The 21,078-nt window shown below is 66.2% G+C and carries 21 protein-coding genes; 16 read left to right on the forward strand and 5 right to left on the reverse strand.

The features are described 5' to 3' along the window. Positions 1-62 precede the first annotated feature (62 nt). Both SxD43FB_RS12705 and radA read right to left on the reverse strand, forming a co-directional pair. A complete protein-coding gene (locus tag SxD43FB_RS12705; RefSeq protein WP_096062499.1) occupies positions 63-578 on the reverse strand; it encodes a CvpA family protein in 516 nt (171 codons plus the stop codon). 11 nt (positions 579-589) lie between these two features. Beyond that, the gene (gene radA / locus SxD43FB_RS12710) at positions 590-1,957 is read right to left on the reverse strand and encodes a DNA repair protein RadA (protein ID WP_096062500.1); all 1,368 of its coding nucleotides are present in this window, start codon (positions 1,955-1,957) and stop codon (positions 590-592) included. A gap of 87 nt (positions 1,958-2,044) precedes the next feature. Here radA and SxD43FB_RS12715 point away from each other — a divergent pair, with 87 nt between their 5' ends. From SxD43FB_RS12715 to SxD43FB_RS12725, 3 genes are read left to right on the forward strand one after another with little or no spacing between them, the layout of a single operon-like run. Beyond that, on the forward strand, positions 2,045-2,740 hold the full coding sequence (locus SxD43FB_RS12715) for an endonuclease/exonuclease/phosphatase family protein (RefSeq protein WP_096062501.1): 696 nt from the start codon (positions 2,045-2,047) through the stop codon (positions 2,738-2,740). Between the two features lie 43 nt (positions 2,741-2,783). Continuing rightward, complete coding sequence (locus SxD43FB_RS12720) at positions 2,784-5,129, forward strand: patatin-like protein (protein ID WP_096062502.1); 2,346 nt, start codon at positions 2,784-2,786, stop codon at positions 5,127-5,129. Positions 5,130-5,158: 29 nt separating this feature from the next. After that, complete coding sequence (locus tag SxD43FB_RS12725; RefSeq protein ID WP_096062503.1) at positions 5,159-5,659, forward strand: hypothetical protein; 501 nt, start codon at positions 5,159-5,161, stop codon at positions 5,657-5,659. Here SxD43FB_RS12725 and SxD43FB_RS12730 read toward each other — a convergent pair. Next, complete coding sequence (locus SxD43FB_RS12730) at positions 5,651-5,941, reverse strand: 4a-hydroxytetrahydrobiopterin dehydratase (protein ID WP_037472453.1); 291 nt, start codon at positions 5,939-5,941, stop codon at positions 5,651-5,653. The genes SxD43FB_RS12725 and SxD43FB_RS12730 overlap by 9 nt on opposite strands. A gap of 40 nt (positions 5,942-5,981) precedes the next feature. Between SxD43FB_RS12730 and SxD43FB_RS12735 the strand changes: the two genes are divergently transcribed. From SxD43FB_RS12735 to SxD43FB_RS12760, 6 genes are all read left to right on the forward strand, one after another. Next, positions 5,982-6,389, forward strand: a complete 408-nt coding sequence (locus tag SxD43FB_RS12735; RefSeq protein ID WP_037472566.1) for a metallopeptidase family protein — start codon at positions 5,982-5,984, stop codon at positions 6,387-6,389. Continuing rightward, a complete protein-coding gene (gene ccmA, locus SxD43FB_RS12740; RefSeq protein ID WP_096062504.1) occupies positions 6,386-6,997 on the forward strand; it encodes a heme ABC exporter ATP-binding protein CcmA in 612 nt (203 codons plus the stop codon). The genes SxD43FB_RS12735 and ccmA overlap by 4 nt, the downstream gene beginning before the upstream one ends. Beyond that, complete coding sequence (locus SxD43FB_RS12745) at positions 6,994-7,641, forward strand: heme exporter protein CcmB (RefSeq protein ID WP_037476293.1); 648 nt, start codon at positions 6,994-6,996, stop codon at positions 7,639-7,641. The genes ccmA and SxD43FB_RS12745 overlap by 4 nt, the downstream gene beginning before the upstream one ends. 90 nt (positions 7,642-7,731) lie before the next feature. Continuing rightward, positions 7,732-9,132, forward strand: coding sequence for a BNR repeat-containing protein (locus SxD43FB_RS12750; RefSeq protein WP_096062505.1), 1,401 nt, complete (start codon positions 7,732-7,734; stop codon positions 9,130-9,132). Between the two features lie 106 nt (positions 9,133-9,238). Further along, positions 9,239-10,141, forward strand: a complete 903-nt coding sequence (locus SxD43FB_RS12755; protein WP_096062506.1) for a DMT family transporter — start codon at positions 9,239-9,241, stop codon at positions 10,139-10,141. Positions 10,142-10,190: 49 nt separating this feature from the next. After that, positions 10,191-11,129, forward strand: a complete 939-nt coding sequence (locus SxD43FB_RS12760) for a cupin-like domain-containing protein (RefSeq protein ID WP_096062507.1) — start codon at positions 10,191-10,193, stop codon at positions 11,127-11,129. A gap of 15 nt (positions 11,130-11,144) precedes the next feature. On the opposite strand, the gene SxD43FB_RS12765 is transcribed toward SxD43FB_RS12760, so the two are convergent. Further along, entirely contained in the window at positions 11,145-11,423 is a 279-nt protein-coding gene (locus tag SxD43FB_RS12765; protein ID WP_037478645.1) for a chorismate mutase, read from the reverse strand. A gap of 106 nt (positions 11,424-11,529) precedes the next feature. On the opposite strand from SxD43FB_RS12765, the gene SxD43FB_RS12770 reads away from it, so the two are divergent. From SxD43FB_RS12770 to SxD43FB_RS12800, 7 genes are all read left to right on the forward strand, one after another. Next, positions 11,530-12,558, forward strand: coding sequence for a polyprenyl synthetase family protein (locus SxD43FB_RS12770; protein WP_037478643.1), 1,029 nt, complete (start codon positions 11,530-11,532; stop codon positions 12,556-12,558). A 134-nt stretch (positions 12,559-12,692) separates the two neighbouring features. Further along, complete coding sequence (locus tag SxD43FB_RS12775) at positions 12,693-13,472, forward strand: TSUP family transporter (protein ID WP_096062508.1); 780 nt, start codon at positions 12,693-12,695, stop codon at positions 13,470-13,472. A gap of 146 nt (positions 13,473-13,618) precedes the next feature. Further along, complete coding sequence (gene hrpB, locus SxD43FB_RS12780) at positions 13,619-16,084, forward strand: ATP-dependent helicase HrpB (protein ID WP_096062509.1); 2,466 nt, start codon at positions 13,619-13,621, stop codon at positions 16,082-16,084. Positions 16,085-16,139: 55 nt separating this feature from the next. Next, positions 16,140-16,418 (forward strand): ETC complex I subunit, encoded by a 279-nt coding sequence (locus SxD43FB_RS12785; protein ID WP_037480484.1) that lies wholly within the window; start codon positions 16,140-16,142, stop codon positions 16,416-16,418. A 117-nt stretch (positions 16,419-16,535) separates the two neighbouring features. Beyond that, on the forward strand, positions 16,536-16,781 hold the full coding sequence (locus tag SxD43FB_RS12790; protein WP_096062510.1) for an acyl carrier protein: 246 nt from the start codon (positions 16,536-16,538) through the stop codon (positions 16,779-16,781). Positions 16,782-16,925: 144 nt separating this feature from the next. After that, positions 16,926-18,158, forward strand: coding sequence for an aminotransferase class I/II-fold pyridoxal phosphate-dependent enzyme (locus tag SxD43FB_RS12795; RefSeq protein WP_096062511.1), 1,233 nt, complete (start codon positions 16,926-16,928; stop codon positions 18,156-18,158). Between the two features lie 53 nt (positions 18,159-18,211). Continuing rightward, a complete protein-coding gene (locus SxD43FB_RS12800; RefSeq protein WP_096062512.1) occupies positions 18,212-20,203 on the forward strand; it encodes an ATP-binding protein in 1,992 nt (663 codons plus the stop codon). On the opposite strand, the gene SxD43FB_RS12805 is transcribed toward SxD43FB_RS12800, so the two are convergent. Then, on the reverse strand, positions 20,160-21,038 hold the full coding sequence (locus tag SxD43FB_RS12805) for a hypothetical protein (protein WP_096062513.1): 879 nt from the start codon (positions 21,036-21,038) through the stop codon (positions 20,160-20,162). The genes SxD43FB_RS12800 and SxD43FB_RS12805 overlap by 44 nt on opposite strands. Positions 21,039-21,078 lie beyond the last annotated feature (40 nt).

Raw genomic sequence — 21,078 nt, forward strand, 5'->3', positions numbered from 1 at the left:
TCAGTTCGGTTCGAGCGTGTCGAGAACAAGGTCGTTCTCGACAAGCTCGAACCGAACGGAGGCTAGTCGGCCTCGACCGGCTTCTTCGCCCGCTGTTCCGCCAGAAATTCGCTGACCGCCTGCCCGCTGGCATTGAGCAGCGGGAAGGTCCGCGCGTCCGACAGCCAGTCGGGACGCCGCGCGCCGCTGCCATACATAGTGTCATAGACCAGGCTGAACGCCAGGAAGGCCAGCGTCGCGCCGATCAACCCCTTGACCGCGCCGAAGCCACCGCCCAGCACGCGGTCGACCGGCCCCAGCACGGATTGCCGGGTCCGCCGGCCGATCGCATGGGCGACCATCTTGCCGACGCCGAAGGTAACACCGAACACCAGCACCAGCGCCAGGATCGCTGCGCCGCTCGCCGTGCCAACGAAGGGCGTCAGCAGATCGGCCACCGAGGCATGAAAGAGCCGGATGCAGAAGATCGCCAGCACCCACGCCATCAGCGACAGGGTTTCCAGCACGAACCCGCGGAGCAGGCCCAATATGGCGCTGCCGCCAATGGCGAGCAGGACGATGATATCGACGGCGTTCATCGCCCGCGTGGCTATCCCCTGCCCAGCATCTGGTCAACCAGTTGCGCAAGCGTGCGAAAGCCGCTGACCGCTATCCCCTTCACCCCGTCGGTCGCCGACGCCGGGATGAAAGCGCGGTTGAACCCCAGCTTCGCCGCCTCGCGCAGCCGCAGCGGCGCATGCGCCACCGGGCGGATCTCGCCCGACAACGCGATCTCGCCGAACAGCACGACGTCGGAGGGCAAGGGCTTTTCCGACAGCGCCGACACCAGGGCCGCTGCCACCGCCAGGTCCGCCGCCGGGTCCGACAACCGATAACCACCCGCGACGTTCAGATAAACTTCGCAGGTCGAAAAGCTAAGGCCACAGCGCGCCTCCAGCACCGCCAGTACCATGGCCAGCCGTCCATTATCCCATCCGACCACCGCGCGGCGCGGCGTCGCGCCGCTCGACAGCCGCACCACCAGCGCCTGGATCTCCACCAGAACCGGCCGCGTCCCTTCCAGCGCGGGAAACACCGTCGCGCCCGTCACCGTCTCGTCGCGATGCGTCAGGAACAGGGCGGACGGATTGGCAACCTCCTCCAGCCCTTCGGACACCATCGCGAATACGCCGATCTCGTCAGTACCGCCAAAGCGGTTCTTGATCGCGCGCAGGATGCGATATTGATGGCTGCGCTCACCCTCGAACGCCAACACCGTATCGACCATATGCTCCAGCACGCGCGGCCCGGCGATGCTGCCATCCTTGGTCACATGCCCGACCAAAATCAGCGCAGTACCCCGCTGCTTGGCGAATTTGATCAATTCCTGCGACGAGGCGCGCACCTGGCTGACCGTCCCCGGCGCGCCTTCGATCAGGTCGCTGTGCATCGTCTGGATCGAATCGATCACCAGCAAGGCCGGCGGCTCGCCCTGGCTCAATGTCGTCAGGATATCGCGTACCGAAGTCGCGCTCGCCAGCATCACCGGCGCATTGCCCAGCCCCAGCCGTTGCGCGCGCAACCGCACCTGGTCGGCCGCTTCCTCGCCACTGATATAGGCCACAGACAGCCCGCGCGCCGCGACCCGCGCCGCCGCCTGCAACAATAAGGTCGACTTGCCGATGCCCGGATCGCCACCAATCAATATGGCCGATCCCGCGACGATGCCACCACCCAGCGCCCGGTCGAACTCGGCAATACCCGTGCTGGTGCGCGGCGGCAATTCGACTTGCGTGTCCAGCCCGACGAGCGTGATCGCGCGTCCGCCCGTATGCAAATCATGCCGTGCGGAAAAGGCGGTCTGCGGCGCCTCTTCGACAATGCTGTTCCATTCGCCGCAATCCTCGCACTGTCCCTGCCACCGTGCCGCCACGGTGCCGCATTGCTGACAGACGAATTTCCGCTTTGTCTTGGCCATGGCCCGGATATGCCGTCGAGACACGAACATTGCAAGAACATCCGTTCGCCACTGGAAACATGCCTGCGCCTTGGGCATTGGTGCCCCATGAAGACATTGCGCGTTGCCAGCTATAATATCCACAAGGCCGTCGGCACCGACCGCCGTCGTATGCCGGAGCGGGTACTGGAGGTGCTGGGCGAGATCGACGCAGACATCGTCGCCTTGCAGGAGGCAGACATGCGCTTCGGCATCCGCTCCGCCGCCATTCCACCCCGGATGCTCGAAAGCCATAGTGGTTATAAGGCGGTCCCGCTCGATGTTCAGGCCGATTCGATGGGCTGGCATGGCAATGCCATCCTGGTGCGCAAAGATGCCGAGATCGACGCGCATGACGTCCTCCATATCCCCTATCTGGAGCCACGCGGCGCAACCATGGCGCAAGTGACGCTGGGCGGCACGACCGTCCGCGTGTTCGGCATGCATCTCGACCTGTCAGGCCTGTGGCGCAGGCGGCAGGCGGCCGCCGTCATCAACGCCGCTGCGCAGGGCGAAGCCATGCCCACCATTTTGATGGGCGACCTCAACGAATGGAGCGCGGGTCGCGGCTGCCTCGCCGATTTTGCCCGCCATTACAGCTTCGCGCCCTGCGGACGCAGCTTCCACGCCCGCGCGCCTGTGGCCCAGCTCGACCGGATCATGCATTGCGATCGCCTGACCCTGGTCGAATGCGGCGTCCATATGAGCGCGGCGGCGCGCAAAGCGTCGGACCATCTGCCGATCTGGGCCGAATTCCGCCTTTGATCGGCCCCTCGACAATATCCTCTCCCTCTGCGATCCATGGGCCATGAAGGAGCGGGAACTCAGGCTAGCGCTGGTCTGCTATGGCGGCATCAGCCTGGCGATCTACATGCATGGCATCACCAAGGAAGTGTGGCGGCTCGCCCGCGCCAGCCGTGCCTTTCACGACGGTGCGCCTGCCTCCACCGGCAGCGAAGCCGTTTATCGGCAGATGTTGGAGGAGATAGAGGCCAAGGCCGGCATCCGCCTGCGCGTCATGCCCGACATCATCGCCGGGGCCAGCGCGGGGGGCATCAACGGCATTTTCCTTGCTCAGGCGATCGAGACCGGCCAGTCGCTCGATCCGCTGACCGATATGTGGCTCGACAATGCCGATGTCGATCGGCTGCTTGACCCCGACGCCCGCCCCGCCCGCGCGCTCACCAAATTCTGGGCCACCCCGCTTGTCTGGATGGCGGCGCGCCGCCCCGGCGACGCGATCGAACGCACCGTCGCCCCCGACACACGCGAAGAAGTGCGGCACAAACTCTCCCGCTTCATCCGCTCGCGCTGGTTCGAGCCGCCCTTTGGCGGGGAGATTTTCTCTGGCATGCTCATGGACGCCTTCGATGCGATGGCGGCGGCGGAGCGTGGCCCGCCTTTGCTCCCGGCCGGGCATCCGCTCGACCTGTTCGTCACAGTCACCGATTTCGAGGGCCATCCGCAAAGCCTCAATCTCAACAGCCCGCCCCAGGTGATCGAGACCGAACATCGCCTGTCGATCGGCTTTCGCGCGCGCGGCCGGGCACCCAATGGCGACCCGCGGGCCTTCGCCGATGCCGCCGAACTGGTCTTCGCCGCGCGGGCGACCGCCAGCTTTCCCGGTGCCTTCCCGCCCTTCACCGTGCGCGAACTCGACCGCGTCCTCAAACGCCGCCGTCGCGCCTGGCCGACGCGCGACGCCTTCCTCCACCGCGCTTTGCCCCGCCATGCGGCGCGCGGCACGGCGGAGGACGCCGTGCTGATCGACGGCTCGGTGCTGGCCAACGCCCCCTTCGCCCAGGCGATCGGCGCGCTGCGCAACCGCCCCTCCCGCCGGGAAGTCGATCGCCGCTTCGTCTATATCGACCCCAAGCCCGGCCACCGCTCCATCCGGCTCAACCGCCATGGCGACGCGGAAGATGCGCCGACCGGCGCGGACGCCCCGCTGCCCGGCTTTTTCCGCACCATCTTCGGCGCGCTGTCCGACATTCCGCGCGAACAGCCGATCCGCGACAATCTGGAAGTGATCGACCGCCATTCGGCGCATATCCGCCGTATGCGCCGCATCCTCGACACGCTGAGGCCCGGCATGGAGGCGGAGGTCGAAAGCGCTATCGGCCGCATGCTCTTTCTCGATCGGCCAACGCCCGCCCGCCTCTCCGCCTGGCGCGCCAAGGCACAGCAACGCGCCGCCGGATCGGCGGGCTTCGCCTTCCCCGCTTATGGCCATCTCAAATTATCGGGCATCGTCGAGGCGCTTTCGACCCTGTTGTTCCGCCTGTCGGGGGAGGACAGCGCAATGATGCGCGAAACCTATCGCCGGGCGATTTGGGCACAGGTGCGCGCGACCGGCGCGGACCAATTGACCGACCATGGCGGTTCCGCCTCCGCCCCGGTCACCTTCTTCCGCACCCACGACCTCGCCTTCCGCATCCGCCGCCTGCGTTTCCTGGCGCGGCGTCTCGCCGAAACGCTGGAGCGCGAGAGCGCGGTGGAAGCGGTCGAGGTGCAGGGGATGCATGATGCGATCTACGCCGCCCTCGCCCTCTATGCCGAATGCGAGGACGCCGATTTTCACGGCCCTGCCGTCATCGCCGCCGCGCGCCAGGTGCCGACCGACGCCGCCGCCGCGCTGGAGGCCGTCGCACACGCCCGCAACCTTCAGGCGCGCGATGATTCGGCCGACACACTTCTCGCCGAAGCCTTCGCCGCGCTGCCCAAGCCGGCCCGGCGCACCATGTTGCTCGCTTATCTCGGCTTCCCCTTCACCGATATCGCTACGTTACCGTTGCTCCAGGGTGACACTCTGGACGAATATGATCCGGTCAAGGTCGACCGAATTTCGCCCGAAGACTGTTCCGCCATCCGCGCAGGCGGCGCGCAGGCGACGCTGAAAGGCATAGAATTCAACAATTTCGGCGCTTTTTTCAGCCGCGCCTATCGGGAGAATGACTATCTCTGGGGTCGCCTCCACGGGGTCGAGCGGCTGCTGGACATCGTGAATTCGGCCATACCCACCGCAAGCCGCCTTTCGCCCGACAGGGTCCACGCCTATAGGCGATCTGCGTTTCTGGCGATCCTGGACGAGGAAGAATCGCGCTTGCCGCATGTCGCGGAATTGATCGCCAGCTTGCGGGAGGAAATCGGGTGAGCAGGCCTGTTGTGCTGGTGCCGATTATCATGTTGCTGGCGCTCGTCGCTGGCTGCCGCGCGTCGGATGATACGGCGCAGGCGGACAATGGCGTTGTCCCGACCGCCGTGGCGCAAGTCGCCGACAATGCGACCCCGCCGCCGCCCGAACCCGTAGCCGCGCCGACGCCGCCACCCGCCGCACTGGCGCGGGTTTCGCCGACCGTGACAGTCCGCGCCCAGCCCGCGCCCTATTTCCCGCTCGACCTGCCCCCTTCAGACGTCGCCGCCAGCGCCGCGCCCTTCCCGCGCGAAGTCACCGAGTTCATGGTGTCGCGCGACAGTTGCGACCATTTCCGGGGCGAAGAGCCCTATGACGCCGAACGCCGCGCCTATATCGCGGAGAATATCGCCGCTTTGTGTCGCGGCACCGATACCAAGCTGGCGCTGCTGCGGCAGCGCTACGCCGCCGATCCGTCCGTCACCGCTGCCCTGCGCAGTTATGAGGATCAAATCGAAAAGCGCATGCCGAAACAGGCTGGGCTATACTAACAACCCGTCGATCGCCCGCGCCAGGTCGATGTCGCGCTGCGACAGGCCACCGGCGTCGTGCGTGGTCAGAACAATGTCCACCCGGTTATAGACGTTAGACCATTCGGGATGATGATCGGCCTTCTCCGCCAGTATCGCCACCCGCGTCATGAAACCGAACGCCGCGACGAAATCGCGGAAAACGAAGCGGCGGCTTATGCCGTCGGGCTCAGCCACCACCGTCCATTCGGGCAGTTCGGCTAGGGCTGCGGCGCGCTGTTCTTGCGTCAATGTGGCAATCATGTCCCTATCCTCTTAATATGCTTTGGCTTATGTGGCAGCCATGTCGCATCATGGTCAACCGCCCCGCTTTGCCCCCACGATCCAGGAGATCGAGACGCTGGCGCTCGGCGCGCTGGCGCGCCTGCCTGAAACCTTCCGCGATCATTTGTCCGATGTCGTGCTGTTCGTCGAGGAATTTGCCGATCCGGCGATCCTGAAGGAAATGGAGATCGGCGATCCCTATGGCCTGACCGGCCTCTATACCGGCCGCCCCGTGGGGCATGAGCCGCAGACGGGCGACACCCCGCCGACCGTCCATCTCTATCGCCGCCCACTGCTCGACGAATGGGTCGAAACCGGCGTCCCGCTCGATGCCCTCATCACCCATGTCGTGGTGCATGAAATCGGCCATCATTTCGGCTTGTCGGACCTCGACATGCATGTGCTGGAGGATATGGTCGGGTCATGAGCGACGCGGCCTTGCGGCTGACCGATGTCGCCTGCCTGCGCGGCGGGCGGATGCTGTTTCGCGGCGTCAGCCTGACGCTGGGACCGGGCGAAAGTGCGCTGCTGACCGGCCCCAATGGCGTCGGCAAATCCAGCCTGCTGCGCTTGTGCGCCGGGCTGCTCCCCGCCTTTGCCGGCACGGTCGATCGGCGCGGTGGCATCGCGCTGACCGATGAACGACTGGCGCTGGACATGGACCTGCCGCTCGCCACGGCGCTCGCCTTCTGGGCACAACTTGACCGGGCCGGGCCGGACGCAGTGTCGGCCGCGCTTGACGCGATGGCGCTGACCCGCTTCGCCGACGTGCCCGTCCGCATGCTCTCCACCGGACAGCGCAAGCGCGCGATGCTGGCGCGGGTGATCGCCAGCCATGCTCCCATCTGGCTGCTCGACGAACCGGGCAACGGGCTGGACAGCGCCTCGACCGACCTGCTTGGCGCAGCAGTGGCCACGCATCTGGCGAGCGGCGGCATCGTCGTCGCCGCCTCGCACCAGCCGCTGCCGATGACCACGCCCCTCACTTTGGCGCTGGCCGACTATCTGCCCGACGCCATGGAAGATAGCCCATGAGGCTGCTCTGGCTCCTTGCGAGGCGCGATCTGGCGCAAGCCTGGGCATCGGGTGGCTTGTGGCTCCCCGTCGCCTTCCTCCTGCTCGTCGCCAGCCTCTACCCATTCGCGGTCGGCCCGGACGCCGCGCTGCTGGCGCGGACGGGCGGCGGCATGCTGTGGATCGCCGCGCTGCTCGCCAGCCTGTTGCCCGTCGATCGCCTGATCGCGCCGGACCGGGACGCCGGAATATTGGACCAGATCGCGCTGCGCGGCATCGGCGAGGAGATGGTCGTCCTCGCCCGACTGATCGCCCATTGGCTGGGCTTCGGCCCGGCCCTGATGATCGCGACCCTGCCCGCCGCTGCGCTGCTGAAGCTCGACGGCGGCACCATCTGGATGCTGGAACTCGGCCTGCTGGTCGGCACCCCCGCGCTCGCCGCGCTCGGCCTGCTGGTCGCCACGCTGACCGCTGGCCTCCGATCGAGCGGCGCGCTGGCCGGCCTGCTCGCCTTGCCGCTCGCCGTGCCGCTGCTGATCTTCGGCGCAGGCACGCTCGGCGACGGCAGCGGCGCAGCCCTCAAATTCCTCGCCGCCGCCTCGCTCCTGCTGGTCGCCCTCACCCCCTTCGCAGGCGGCGCAGCGATCCGCGCGGGGCGGGAATAGGGGCAGTCGCTAAAGTGCCGATGCAACCCTTTGCCCGTCGGCCGGGTTTGCCTGACGATACCGACATGACGACACGAAGGACATGACAGCATGATGCGCCAGCTCCGCCCCCTTTCCGTTGCTGTCGCCTTTGCGATCGCCGCCTGTGGCTCCGGCGCGCAGTCGGCGTCCAACTGCGCCGTGATCAGCCCGCAATCCGGTTCCAACACCGTAACCGTGGGTGAAACCTGGGCGGGCGTCAGTACAGGCGCCGGGTCAGCCACGACTCGCGATGGCCGCCTCGTCGTCGCTTATTATGATCCCGAACGCTATCTGACGGTCGCGACCTATGATCCACGCTCCGGCAAACGGTGCAGCCAAAGGCTGGAATCGCGCTTCGCTGGCTGGGACGCGCATAATGCGCTGGTCGTGGCCATCGACCGCAACGACCAGATCCATGTGTCGGGCAACATGCATGATAGCGCGCTCGTCTATGCGCGTGGCCCGGTCAACGACCTTGGCAAGCTGCGGCTTCTGCCCATGACCGGCCGGAACGAAAAGGCGGTTACCTATCCGCGTTTCATGCAGGATAGCCGGGGCAATCTCCTCTTTCTGTATCGCGACGGCAGTTCGGGCAACGGCATATGGCGGTTGAACCGATGGCAGGACGGCCAATGGCAGCATCTCGGCGCGCTCTTTGCCAACCGGGACGAAAAAGGCCCGGTAAGCGCCTATCCCAGCGATTTCGTCCAGGATTCGAACGGCCGGTTCCATGTCACAGTGGTCTGGCGCCGCACGCCGGACGTGGCCACTAACTTTGCGGTGACCTACGCCTCTACCACCGATTTCCGGTCCTGGTGGGTCGGCAGCGGGGGCAAAAGCGCGACGGGGCCGTTGGCACCCGGCACCATGCAGCGCGTCGATGCGCCTGGCGAAGGCAAAGGCCTGGTCAACAACGCGAAGATCGCGATTGCGCCATCGGGCCAGCCCCTCATCCTCTACACCAAATATGGCGACGGGGGCCGCAATGCCGTGTTCGCCGCCCGCTACGACGGACGCGGCTGGGTGTCGAAATCGATTGCGACGGCCCGTTCGCGAAGCGAAATTAAAGGTGGCGGCTCCATCCCCAACCTGCCGTCGGCCACATTCATCGACGAAGAGGGCCGCGGTGGAACCATGCATGTCCGGGCTGTGCCATCAGCCAAGGATCGCCAGGAACTAGCGCTCGATCCGGCGACACTCGATACCGCACCGTGGCGCGCCCCGATGCTCGCTTCCGCCCGCACACCTGCCAAGGCAGCTGCCATCGCTATCCCCAAGGGCCTGGACGACGCCACGACCCTCTCGACAACCGTCCGCCAGAATGGCGTAAGCGGCCCCGCGCAGGGGCAACTCCACTGGTATGCGCAAAAATCGAACCGGGATCGCGCCCGCACCTGCACGCCCAAGGCGCCGCGTGCCTGCAACCCGCCGCCATCGCCCCTGATCTGGATGCCCCAGACCGGCCGATAGTCCCCGTCGCCATTATCGCGTTGGAGGAAAATGGACGACTTAGGGCGCGCCCATTCCCGGCCTGCGCTCGCTCGACATTAGACTGCCGTTGCGCCAAAGGCGCGTCATGTTCGCGCTCGTCGCCTCGATCCTGTTCGTCCTCATCTGGTCCACCGGCTTCATCGTCGCGCGTGCCGTCGTGCCGCATGGCGCGCCCGAACTGGTGCTGGCGATCCGCCTCACCCTCACGACACTGTTGCTCGGCGGCGCAGCGCTCTACGCCCGGCAGGCACTGCCGCGCGGGCGGCGGCTCGCCCTACATCTGGGCGCTGGCGCGATGTTGCATGGCGTCTATCTGACGGTCAGTTGGTGGGCGGTCAGCCATGGTATGCCCGCAGGCGTCATGTCGCTGCTCGGATCGCTCCAGCCGCTGATGGTCGCGGTCGCCAGCGTGGCGCTGCTGGGCGACCGGTTGCCCGCCCGCGCCTGGACCGGCCTCGCCATCGCCATCATAGGCGTCGCCTGCGTCCTCCTGCCCATCATCCTGCGCAGCGGCGCAGGCTCGATCAGCCTGATCCCGGCGGTCGCGGGAATCGTCGCTGTCATCGGCATGACCGGCGGCACGCTCATCCAGCGCGGCGCGATCGCGGGCGACCCGATCCTGATTTCGGGCACAGTCCAGAATGCGGGCGGCGCGCTGGTCGCCATCGCCGCGACGCTGATCGTGGGCGAATGGCGTTGGGACAATGACCCGGTCCTGTGGCTCGGCCTTGGCTGGTCGATCTTCGGCCTGTCCGCCGCGGGCCTCAGCCTGCTCGTCTGGCTGGTGCGGCATCAGGGACCGACCGCCATGTCGATGCTCCTCCTCCTCGTTCCCCCGCTCGCCGCGATCGAAGCCTGGCTGCTGTTCAACGAACGGCTCGGCCCGATCCAGCTGATCGGCTTTGCCCTGGCGCTGGGCGGTGTCCTGCTCGGCCGTTCGCGCGGCAAGCGGCCGCCCGGTGCCGACCCCGCCGAAACCGTCACCTGATTGTCATCGTCTGCAACAGGCCCGTCATGATCGGGCGATAAGGGACAATATGGCCAAACCTCCCCCCTCCCGCCCCTTCCCGCCGGTCGACATGCGGATGCAGATGGCCTTGCGACAGACCGGCTTCGACGCGATCAAGGATCCGCCCAAGACCGCGCCACCCGCGCCCGATCTCACCCGCACGCTGCGCCGCCGCGAATGGCTGCTCGACGTGATGGAGCGGCAACGCGCCCTGTCTCCCTACGCCTCCGGCCTGCTGACGGCGGAAAATCTGTCGAGCGAGGATTTCCTGCACAGCTTCTACGCGACCGGACGCCCGGTGCTGATCAAGGGTGCGCTGGCAGACTGGCCTGCCCTCACCCGCTGGACGCCCGACTATCTGGCCGATGCGGTGGGCGACGCGACCGTGGAATATCAGGGCGGCCGCACCGCCGCTGGCGACTATGAACTGATGAAGGACCGCCACCGCCAGCGCGGCCCGTTCCGTGCCTTTATCGACCTGGTGCGCGATGGCGGCAACGACGCCTATCTCACCGCTTATAATAGCGCGGCGAACGGCCCCGCGCTTGCCCCGCTGCAATCCGATCTCGGCACGATCGATGCTTATCTGACCCCAGCACCCGGCATGTTGTGGATCGGCGGCGAGGGCGCCTTCACCCCGCTCCATTTCGACCTCACCAACAATCTGCTGGCGCAACTGACCGGCACCAAGCGCATCGTCCTGATCCCGCCATCGCAGACCAGGCACCTGGCCCATCGCCGCCATGTGTTCAGCGACGTGCATGACGTGACCGACCCCGCGCGACTGGCCGCCCATCCCGCGGCACGCGACATCTTGCGCTATGATCTGGTGCTGACGCCCGGCGACCTGCTCTTCATTCCCATCGGCTGGTGGCATCAGGTCCGGTCGGAGAGTTTCTCCACCATGCTGACCTACACCAATTTCCTCTGGCCCAATGCCGGGCATGAAAGCTACCCGGCGGATTGACCGCCGCGCAGGGGATCAGCCGTCCCGCAACTGCTCATGATGACGGATCACTTCATCAATGATGAAGCGCAGGAATTTCTCGGTGAAATCCGGGTCCAGCTTCGCGTCGAGCGCCAATTGCCGCAGCCGGGCAACCTGCCGCTCCTCCCGCCCCGGATCGGCGGGGGGCAGCGCATGGGTCGCCTTATATTCGCCCACCGCCTGGGTCACCTTGAACCGTTCGGCCAGCATGAACACCAGCGCCGCGTCGATATTGTCGATGCTTTCGCGATAGCGTTGCAGCATGTCGGTCACGGGATGCTCCTTTGGTTCCACTCGCAGGCTTTTTGCGCCATATGGCCCTACAGGCAAGCTATTCCCGCTTGCCTTTAGCTTTTTGCACCGCCACATGGCGCTTGTCATGACAGCACCCGCCCCCGGTAACGTCCACCCGATCGGCCGCGCCAAGAGCGCGCCATCGCTGGCCCCCATCATGAATCTGGTTGCCGACGGCATGAACCAGGTCAACGCCGTGATTCTGGACCGGATGCAATCGCGCATTCCGCTGATCCCCGAACTCGCAGGCCATCTGATCGCAGGCGGCGGCAAGCGGCTGCGGCCGATGCTGACGCTCGCTTGCGCCGACCTGGTCGGCTATGCGGGCAGCCGCCATTACAAGCTCGCCGCCGCCGTCGAATTCATCCACACCGCCACCTTGCTGCATGATGATGTCGTCGATGGCTCTGGCCTGCGCCGGGGCCGCAAGACCGCCAACATCATCTGGGGCAACAGCGCCAGCGTGCTGGTCGGCGACTTCCTCTTCTCCCGCTCCTTCGAATTGATGGTCGAGGCAGAATCGCTCAAGGTGTTGAAGATCCTGGCCAATGCCTCGGCCGTAATCGCGGAGGGCGAAGTCAACCAGCTGACCGCCCAGCGCAATATCGACACCAGCGAAGACCATTATCTCGACATTATCGGCGCCAAGACCGCCGCGCTCTTTGCCGCCGCCTGCCGCATCTCCGCCGTGGTCGCCGACCGCGATGACAAGGAGGAGCATGCGCTCGACGTCTATGGCCGCAACTTAGGGATAGCCTTCCAGTTGATCGACGACGCGATCGATTATGAATCGGACGGCGCGACCATGGGCAAGGATGCGGGCGACGATTTCCGCGATGGCAAGGTGACGCTGCCCGTCATCCTCGCTTATGCGCGCGGCGGCGACGAAGATCGCGCCTTCTGGAAAGCCGCGATTGCGGGCCACAAGATCAGCGACGACGATCTCGCCCACGCCACCGGCCTGCTGCGCCGCACCGGCGCGATCGCCGACACGCTCGCCCGCGCGCGCCACTATGGCCAGCGCGCGATCGACGCGCTCGGCATGTTCGACAATGGCAAGGCCAAAGCCGCGCTGACCGAAGCGGTGGAGTTCGCCACCCTGCGCGCCTATTGAGGGTTCGGGCCAGTATTTCGTCCAACCCAACACACCCCGTTCGCCCTGAGCTTGTCGAAGGGCCTTCCTTGAGAAAGTACAGGGCTTCGACAGGCTCAGCCCGAACGGGATGAGGCTGGCAGGCCAAGCAGCCCATGATCCTGACCCCCGAAACCATCGCTTTCCTCATGGCCGCCGCGCTGATGGCTGGCTGTATCGATGCGATGGCGGGCGGCGGCGGCCTCATCACCCTGCCCGCGCTGATGGCGGCGGGCATCCCCCCGGTGCAGGCGGTCGCGACCAACAAGCTGCAAAGCTGTTTCGGCACCTTCGGCGCGTGCCTTGCCTATGCCCGGCGCGGCCATATGGACCTCAAAACCTATAAAGGGCCGGTGATCGCCGCCTTCATCGGTTCGGTCGGTGGCGCATGGCTGCTGCAACGAGTCGATCCCTCGATCCTCGCAGGCTTGATGCCCGCGCTGCTGATCATCATCGCCGCCTATTTCACCTTCTCGCCCAAGCTCGGCGATGCAGACCGGCACGCCCGCGTCGGCATCTGGGCGCTCAGCGGCCTGGTCGGCGTCATCGGCTTTTATGACGGCTTCTTCGGGCCGGGTGCGGGCGCTTTCTACACCACTATCTTCCTGGCCTTGGGCGGCCTGTCGATCCTGCGCGCCACCGCGCAGACGAAAGCCGCCAATTTCGCCAGCAATGTCGCGGGCCTGCTCACCATGGTCGCGGGCGGCCATGTGCTGTGGATCGCGGGCCTGACCATGGCGATCGGCAGCATCATCGGCGGCCAGATCGGCTCGCACCTGGCGATGCGCTTTGGCTCGACGCTCATCAAGCCGTTGCTGATCATCATGTCGCTGGCGCTGACCACCAAGATGCTGATCGACCCCAAAAACCCGATCCACATCTACCTGTTCGGCTAGACGGCACCTGTTCCCCGGCGCAGGCCGGGGCCCAGTTCGGAGCGTGGGACTGGACCCAGGCCTGCGCCGGGGAACACTATAATTCCAATGGAAATTAGCCCGCAGCGGGGTTGCGGAGACGGCCGATTGACGCAACAGCACAGTCCATGACCGCCCTGCCGATCCACGACGTCCTGCCCGACCTGCTGGCTGCGCTACGCACCGGCAGCAACGCCGTGCTGGTCGCCCCGCCTGGCGCGGGCAAGACGACGGCGGTGGCCCCAGCCCTGCTCGACCAGCCCTGGTGCAGCGGACAGATACTCTTGCTCTCCCCCCGCCGCCTCGCCGCCCGCGCCGCGGCCGAGCGGATTGCCGAAATGCTGGGCGAACAGCCCGGCGGCACGGTCGGCTATGCGACGCGGATGGACAGCAAGCAATCGGCCCGCACCCGCCTGCTCGTGTTGACCGAGGGCATCTTCGTCCGGCGCATTCAGGACGACCCCGAACTGGCGGGCATATCCGCAGTCCTGTTCGACGAGGTCCATGAACGCAGCCTCGACAGCGATTTCGGCCTCGCCCTCGCGCTCGACGCGCAGGAAGCCTTGCGCCCCGATCTGCGCATCCTGCCCATGTCCGCCACGCTCGACGGCGCGCGCTTCGCCGCCCTGCTGGGCGACGCGCCAGTGATCGAGAGCGAGGGCCGCATCCAGCCGCTGGACCTGCGCCATATCGGTCGCAACGCCGAAAAGCGGATCGAGGATGAAATGGCCGCCGCCATCCGCCGCGCGATCAGCGAGGAAGCCGAAGGCGACCTGCTCGCCTTCCTGCCCGGCGTGCGCGAAATCGAACGGACCGCGGAGCGGATCGACGGCGGCCCGTTCGACGTCCATCTGCTGCACGGCTCGCTCGATCCGACCGCCCAGCGCGCCGCGATTCGCCCGTCCCGCTCCGGCGTGCGCAAGGTCATTCTCGCCACCTCCATCGCCGAAACCAGCCTGACCATCGACGGCGTGCGGATCGTGGTCGACAGCGGCCTCGCCCGCCGCCCCCGCTACGACCGGGCCGCCGGCGTAACCCGCCTCGTCACCGAACGCGCGAGCCAAGCGTCGGCCACCCAGCGCGCCGGTCGCGCCGCGCGCCAGCGGCCCGGCGTCGCCTATCGCCTGTGGGAAGCCGCCGCAAACGCGGGGATGCCCCCCTTCGACCCGCCGGAAATATTGGAAAGCGACCTCTCCAGCCTATTGCTCGACTGCGCGCTCTGGGGCGTAAACGATCCCGCGACGCTACGCTGGCTCGATCCCCCGCCGCCCGCCGCCCTGTCCGAAGCCCGCACCCGCCTGACCGCCCTCGAAGCGCTCGACATCGACGGCCGCATCACCCCCCATGGCAAGGCGCTGGCGAAACTGCCGCTCAGCCCGCGCATCGCCCATATGCTGGTGCGCGCGGGAGAAATGGGTCTCGCCCAGACCGCCGCTGAAATCGCCGTCCTGCTCGGCGAACGCGGCATCGGCGGCCAGGACACTGACCTCACCCAGCGCCTCCAGCGCTGGCGCCGCGAAACCGGCAAACGCGCGGACGCGGGACGCGGCTTGGCAAAGAGATGGGCGAACCTTCTTAAGCCCCTCCCTTCAAAGGGAGGGGTTGGGGTGGGTGCTACTTCTATCGACCACCATGTCGGCCTCTGCCTCGCCGTCGCCTTCCCCGATCGCGTATCCAAACGCCGCTCCGCCGATGGCGCGGACTGGACCAGCGTCGGCGGGCGCGGCTTCCGGCTCGACCCGCTCTCGCCCCTCGCCCGCGAACCATGGCTGGCCGTGGGCGAAGTGCAGGGCAGCGCGGCGGGCGCGCGCATCCTGTCCGCCGCGCCGATCAGCGAAGAAGCGGTGCTGGCCCTCTTCCCAGACCGGATCGCGACGACCCGTACCGTCCGCTTTCGTGCCGCCAATGGTGGGATCGAAGCGTTGCGCGAACGCCGCTTGGGCGCGGTGCGCCTCTCCTCCGGCTCCGACGACAGCCCCGACCCGCAAGCCGTGGTCGCCGCGCTGATCGATGGCGTGCGGCAGGGTGGCCTTGCCCTCCTCCCCTGGTCGGAGGCTGCCCGTTCGCTGCGGATGCGCGCCGACTTCGCCGGGATCGCAGCGCTTTCCGACGAAGCGCTGCTCGCCAGCCTCGACGACTGGCTCCCCCCACTCCTGGCGGGCAAGCGCCGCCTGTCCGACATCGACCGCGCGCATCTGTCCGCCGTGTTGGAAGGCCTGATCGGCTGGGACGGCAAGCAACAGCTCGACCGACTCGCCCCACCCGATTTCCGCTCGCCTGCAGGCAGCACCCATGCGATCGACTATGCGGCCGAAGGCGGCCCGCGCGTCGAATTGCGGGTGCAGGCACTCTATGGCCTCGCCGATCATCCGACCGTCGGTAATCAGCGCATTCCCCTTGTCCTCTCGCTCACCTCGCCCGCGGGCCGCCCGATCCAGACCACGCGCGACCTGCCGGGCTTCTGGGCGGGTAATTGGCGCGACGTCGCCAAGGAAATGCGCGGCCGTTACCCGCGTCACCCCTGGCCCGACGATCCCACCGCCGCCAGCGCCACATTGCGTACCAAAAATGCAGATGCCCGCCGCAAGTCTTGACTTGCGCGCGCTCCGTGGTGCAACGCAGCAGGACGATTTACCGGAGTCCTTCGCGATGAACGCGCGCATCTATCAGATCCAGAAAAATGCCATGCAGTCTGGCAAGGCGCTGACCCATAAATGGGTGCTGGACTATGCGCCCGCGCAAGCCAAGACGCCCGATCCGTTGACCGGATGGGCAGGATCAGGCGACACGCAGCAGCAATTGAAGCTCAGCTTCCCGTCGCAGGAAGCGGCCATCGCCTATGCCCAAAAGCAGGGCATCGCCTATACCGTCATCCCCACCCCACCCAAGACACTGAAATTGCAGGCCTACGCGGACAATTTCCGCTAAGCGCCGCGCCCCTCGCGCAATTTCCGGGCGCGATGCTGCCCGATTGCCGCCTTATTCCCTTGCCAAAGAGCTGTCACGGGCGGCAAAAGCCGTGCTTTCACGGAAAGAATGACCAGAATGACGGATCGCACCGAAATTTTCGACAGCGTCGCGGCGCAGATCGCTCCCTTCAACAAAAAGGGCGTGGACCTCACCGAAACCACCAGCTTTGCAGGCGACCTGGAATGGGACAGCCTGACCGTGATGGATTTCGTCGCCGCCATCGAGGATGAATTCGACATCCTCATCACCATGAACATGCAGGCGGAGATCGAAACGGTCGGCCAGCTGATGGATGCAGTAGCGAAGCTGAAGTCCGCCTAACTAATTTTATACCGTTCGTCCTGAGTAGCCATTGAGCGCAGTCGAAATGGCGTATCGAAGGACCGGCCGGAGCACAGATGCTTCGATACGGGCCTTCGACTTCGCTCAGTCCCTACTCAGCACGAACGGATTGAGGACCATATCATGACCGACGCCGCAACGCTCACCCCCACGCGCGACCTGTTTTCCAAATTCGATCCCCTGATCGCGGAGCGCGAAGCGCTGCTCGCGACCGGCGTGCGCGATCCCTTCTCGATCGTGATGGACCAGGTGCTGTCCCCCACCCGCGCGATCATCAAGGGCAAGGAAACCATCCTGCTCGGCACATATAATTATATGGGCATGACGTTCGATCCCGATGTGGTCGCCGCCGGCAAGAAGGCGCTCGACGAATTTGGCGCTGGCACAACCGGCAGCCGCGTCCTCAACGGCACCTATCAGGGCCATCGCGAAGTCGAGGATGCGCTCAAGGAATTTTACGGCACATCGTCGGCGATGGTGTTTTCGACTGGCTATCAGGCCAATCTCGGCATTATTTCGACGCTGGCGGGCAAGGGCGATTATATCATCCTCGACGCCGACAGCCATGCCTCCATCTATGACGGCTGCTTCCTGGGCGATGCCGAAATCGTCCGTTTCCGCCACAACAGCGTCGAGGATCTGGCCAAGCGCCTCGCCCGCCTGCCCGCCGATGCGCTGAAGCTCGTCGTGCTGGAGGGCGTCTATTCGATGCTGGGCGACATCGCCCCGCTGCCAGAGATGGTCGCCGCGATCCGCCAGCACCCCAATTGCATGATCCTGGTCGACGAAGCCCATGGCATGGGTTTCTTCGGTCCCAACGGCCGGGGCGTCTATGAAGAACAGGGCGTCGAGGACGATATCGATTTCGTTGTCGGCACCTTCTCCAAATCGGTCGGCACGGTCGGCGGCTTCTGTGTCTCCAACCATCCCAAGTTCGAAATCATGCGCCTCGTCTGCCGCCCCTATGTCTTCACCGCCTCGCTGCCGCCCAGCGTCGTCGCCACCGCCGCGACCAGCATCCGCAAGCTGATGCATGCGAGCGACAAGCGCGCGCATCTGTGGAAGAACAGCAAGCGGCTGCACCAGGGCTTGACCGATCTCGGCTTCACGCTGGGCACCAAGACCCCGCAATCGGCGATCATCGCGGTCATCCTGACCGATCAGGCGCAAGCCGTGGCCATCTGGCAATCGCTGCTGGAACTCGGCCTCTACGTCAATATGGCGCGCCCTCCGGCGACCCCGACCGGCACCTTCCTGCTGCGCTGTTCGCTGTGCGCCGAGCATAGCGACGAACAGGTCGAACAGATCATCACAATGTTCGAAGCCGCTGGCAAGGCGACGGGGGCCATCGCCTGACCATTGCGCTAGGTTGTTTCGCTGGCGGTGCGGTTGGGCTAGTGTGAAAATCGATGGCACAGGGCGACTTCACGGACACAGAGCGCAGCGGCGGGCGCGGCATGGCCCGCCGCGCCCTGCCGCTGCTGCTCGTCCTGCTGCTGATCGGCTCGCTCGGCGCGCTCATCTATAGCGCCAGCAACGCCACCCGCGATCATCAGCAGGCATTGGTGGAGCAGCGGCGCAGCTTCGACATCATCGCCCTCGCCCGCGCGTTCGAAGCGCGCACCGCCCGCGCCGAAGTGACGCTGGCCCGCTATGTCATCAGCCTGGACACCGACACAGGCCGCCTGTTTCAGGACCAGTGGCGCGGTGCGGCCAGCCAGTTGAAGGCGCTGCACTATGCCACGCGCCACAGCGGCTGGCAGCGCGGCAATGTGCAGGCGCTGCAACGGGCCTTTGACGACCGCACCAAGACGCTGAACGACATCGCCCTGCGCACGACCTATGGGCAGAAGATCGGCGCGCTCGGCCGCTTCCATCAGGCCGGCAGTTCGCGCGACTTGAAGCGTATCACCGCCCTGCTCGACATCGTCATCAAGGCCGAAAATGCCCGCCTGCGCGAACGCAGCCTGGCGGTGACGCTGGCGGGCGACCGCACCCAGACGATGGGTCGCACGTCCGGCCTGCTTGGACTTGCCCTGCTCGTCTGCGTCCTCTTCGCCGCCTGGTTCGCCAACAGTGCGCTGACCGACCGGCGTAATGCGCGCCGTCTCGCCGAAGCGGAAAGCGAACGCGCCGACCGGCTCGACACCGCCGTCCGCGCGCGCACCGCCGAACTGACCGAAGCCTATGAACGGTTGAAGCAGGAATCGACCGAACGCGAGGCGGCCGAAGAGCATCTGCGCCAGATGCAAAAGATGGACGCCGTGGGCCAGCTGACCGGCGGCATTGCCCATGACTTCAACAATATGCTGGCGGTCGTCGTCGGCGGACTGGAACTCGCCAAGCGCAAGATGCGGGTACAGCCGGAGGAAGCCGGTCGCCATCTCGACAATGCGATGGAGGGGGCGAGCCGCGCGTCCGCGCTGACCCGCCGCCTGCTCGCCTTCGCCCGCGCCGAACCGCTGCTGCCGAGCGCCGTCGATCCCGATGCGCTGCTGTCGGGCATGGCCGACCTCATCGACCGTACCATCGGCGACCAGATCCGCGTCAGCTTCACGCAAAATGCCCAAGGGTGGCGCATCTTCGTCGATCAGCATCAGATGGAAAATGCGATCCTCAACCTCTGCGTCAATGCGCGCGATGCGATGGACGGGCGCGGCCAGCTGACCCTGTCCACCGGCCGCGCGACGCTGGCGGCCGACGAGATTGGCGAGTGTCAGGCGGGCGATTATGTCACGCTGACCGTCACCGACGACGGCTGCGGCATGAGCGCCGACGTGCTGACCCGCGTGTTCGAACCCTTCTTCACCACCAAGCCGGTGGGCAAGGGCACCGGCCTTGGCCTCAGCCAGATTTTCGGTTTCGTGCGCCAGTGCGAGGGCGAAATCCGCATCGACTCGCAACCGGGCGAAGGCACCAGCGTCCATCTCTACATGCCCCGCCGCACCGGGGATGCCGCCGATGCGCTGGGTCAGGAAGCCCAGGCCAACCAAAGCCCCGTCGAACATCCGCCGACCCGCATCCTGGTGGTGGAGGACGACCCGCGCGTCCTTAACCAGACGATGGCGGCGCTCGGCGAACTGGGCCATCTGCCGATCGCCTGCGATCATCCGTCGAAGGCTGCCCGGCTGCTATCCCATAATAGCGACATCGGCCTCATCATCAGCGACGTGCTGATGCCCGACCTCACCGGGCCGGAAATGGTCAAGGCGCTGCCGGCCGCGTACGCCCATATCCCCGTGCTGTTCGTGACCGGCTATGCCGGCGACATGACCGAAAGCGCCGATTTCGCGAGCCATGCCGTGCTGCGCAAACCCTATACGCTGATGGCGCTGGGCCAGGCGCTCAGCCAAGCACTCAGCGAATCGCCCCGGAACGGAACAGCGCAGGCAGCAGAGTGACCGCGCCCAGCAGCGGCCAGCGCCGTTGCCACGGCTTGATGGTGATCGCCGTCCCGGCATGGCGATTGATTTTCCAGGCGAGATAATCGATCCCGCCCGCATAGGTGAAGCTCGCTTTGGCCAGGCGCAACACCGAAAGCCGTTTGCCACGCTGCTGCAACGCGCGCCAGCGTCCCGGCGCATCGGCGGGCGACGGTGGCAGGCCCTGCCCCAGCGCCGCCTCGCCCAACCGCCGGTAGCGATCGGGATCGGCATCGACGATCGAGAGCGACCGCCCCTTCCGCTCCGCGCGCAATTCGGCCCCATAGGTCAGGGTGAAGCCGCAGCGCCACAAGTCTAGCACGTCGTCGCTCTCTTCCGCCATCGGCCGGGCCAGCGACAACAGGGTCGGCGCGGCCTGCGCCACCGCGACGATCGCGCGCTGCCGCGCCAGATCGTCGGCCGCCCACAACAGTCGCGCAGGCTGGGCAAAGCGCGCCCACACCGAGACATTGTCCGCCGCCACACTGTTCAACCGCGCAAAGTCCGCTTCCGACAGGACGGCATATTTGGCGATCAATCCCTGATGTTCGAACGGAAAGACATTGGGCGGGATCAGCGCATTGGCGCGCGCGAGCCAGCTTTTGCCATAGGCCGACGGATAGTCCGACACGATCAGATAGAAATCGAGCATCAGCCCGTCGAGATTCGCTTCCCGCAGGCACGAACCATAGAAAAGCACCGCCCGCGCCGCCTGCGGATAACGCGCCGCGATCGCACCCGCCATCGCCGCCGCGCGCGGATCGGCAGGCTGGAGCAGTTCGGCACGGACAAGATCGACAAGAGAGCTGGGCATTCGCCCGCCCTTAGAGCGGATCGCGCCCGAAATGAAGAGG

This window comes from Sphingobium sp. D43FB (genome assembly GCF_002312805.1).
Classification (GTDB): domain Bacteria; phylum Pseudomonadota; class Alphaproteobacteria; order Sphingomonadales; family Sphingomonadaceae; genus Sphingobium.

What these genes read in the sequence shown, in the direction of transcription:
- SxD43FB_RS12705 (WP_096062499.1), bottom strand. Translation starts at nt 578, where the DNA reads ATGAACGCCGTCGATATCATCGTCCTGCTCGCCATTGGCGGCAGCGCC.
- radA (WP_096062500.1), bottom strand. Translation starts at nt 1,957, where the DNA reads ATGGCCAAGACAAAGCGGAAATTCGTCTGTCAGCAATGCGGCACCGTG.
- SxD43FB_RS12715 (WP_096062501.1), top strand. Translation starts at nt 2,045, where the DNA reads ATGAAGACATTGCGCGTTGCCAGCTATAATATCCACAAGGCCGTCGGC.
- SxD43FB_RS12720 (WP_096062502.1), top strand. Translation starts at nt 2,784, where the DNA reads ATGAAGGAGCGGGAACTCAGGCTAGCGCTGGTCTGCTATGGCGGCATC.
- SxD43FB_RS12725 (WP_096062503.1), top strand. Translation starts at nt 5,159, where the DNA reads ATGTTGCTGGCGCTCGTCGCTGGCTGCCGCGCGTCGGATGATACGGCG.
- SxD43FB_RS12730 (WP_037472453.1), bottom strand. Translation starts at nt 5,941, where the DNA reads ATGATTGCCACATTGACGCAAGAACAGCGCGCCGCAGCCCTAGCCGAA.
- SxD43FB_RS12735 (WP_037472566.1), top strand. Translation starts at nt 5,982, where the DNA reads ATGTCGCATCATGGTCAACCGCCCCGCTTTGCCCCCACGATCCAGGAG.
- ccmA (WP_096062504.1), top strand. Translation starts at nt 6,386, where the DNA reads ATGAGCGACGCGGCCTTGCGGCTGACCGATGTCGCCTGCCTGCGCGGC.
- SxD43FB_RS12745 (WP_037476293.1), top strand. Translation starts at nt 6,994, where the DNA reads ATGAGGCTGCTCTGGCTCCTTGCGAGGCGCGATCTGGCGCAAGCCTGG.
- SxD43FB_RS12750 (WP_096062505.1), top strand. Translation starts at nt 7,732, where the DNA reads ATGATGCGCCAGCTCCGCCCCCTTTCCGTTGCTGTCGCCTTTGCGATC.
- SxD43FB_RS12755 (WP_096062506.1), top strand. Translation starts at nt 9,239, where the DNA reads ATGTTCGCGCTCGTCGCCTCGATCCTGTTCGTCCTCATCTGGTCCACC.
- SxD43FB_RS12760 (WP_096062507.1), top strand. Translation starts at nt 10,191, where the DNA reads ATGGCCAAACCTCCCCCCTCCCGCCCCTTCCCGCCGGTCGACATGCGG.
- SxD43FB_RS12770 (WP_037478643.1), top strand. Translation starts at nt 11,530, where the DNA reads ATGACAGCACCCGCCCCCGGTAACGTCCACCCGATCGGCCGCGCCAAG.
- SxD43FB_RS12775 (WP_096062508.1), top strand. Translation starts at nt 12,693, where the DNA reads ATGATCCTGACCCCCGAAACCATCGCTTTCCTCATGGCCGCCGCGCTG.
- hrpB (WP_096062509.1), top strand. Translation starts at nt 13,619, where the DNA reads ATGACCGCCCTGCCGATCCACGACGTCCTGCCCGACCTGCTGGCTGCG.
- SxD43FB_RS12785 (WP_037480484.1), top strand. Translation starts at nt 16,140, where the DNA reads ATGAACGCGCGCATCTATCAGATCCAGAAAAATGCCATGCAGTCTGGC.
- SxD43FB_RS12790 (WP_096062510.1), top strand. Translation starts at nt 16,536, where the DNA reads ATGACGGATCGCACCGAAATTTTCGACAGCGTCGCGGCGCAGATCGCT.
- SxD43FB_RS12795 (WP_096062511.1), top strand. Translation starts at nt 16,926, where the DNA reads ATGACCGACGCCGCAACGCTCACCCCCACGCGCGACCTGTTTTCCAAA.
- SxD43FB_RS12800 (WP_096062512.1), top strand. Translation starts at nt 18,212, where the DNA reads ATGGCACAGGGCGACTTCACGGACACAGAGCGCAGCGGCGGGCGCGGC.
- SxD43FB_RS12805 (WP_096062513.1), bottom strand. Translation starts at nt 21,038, where the DNA reads ATGCCCAGCTCTCTTGTCGATCTTGTCCGTGCCGAACTGCTCCAGCCT.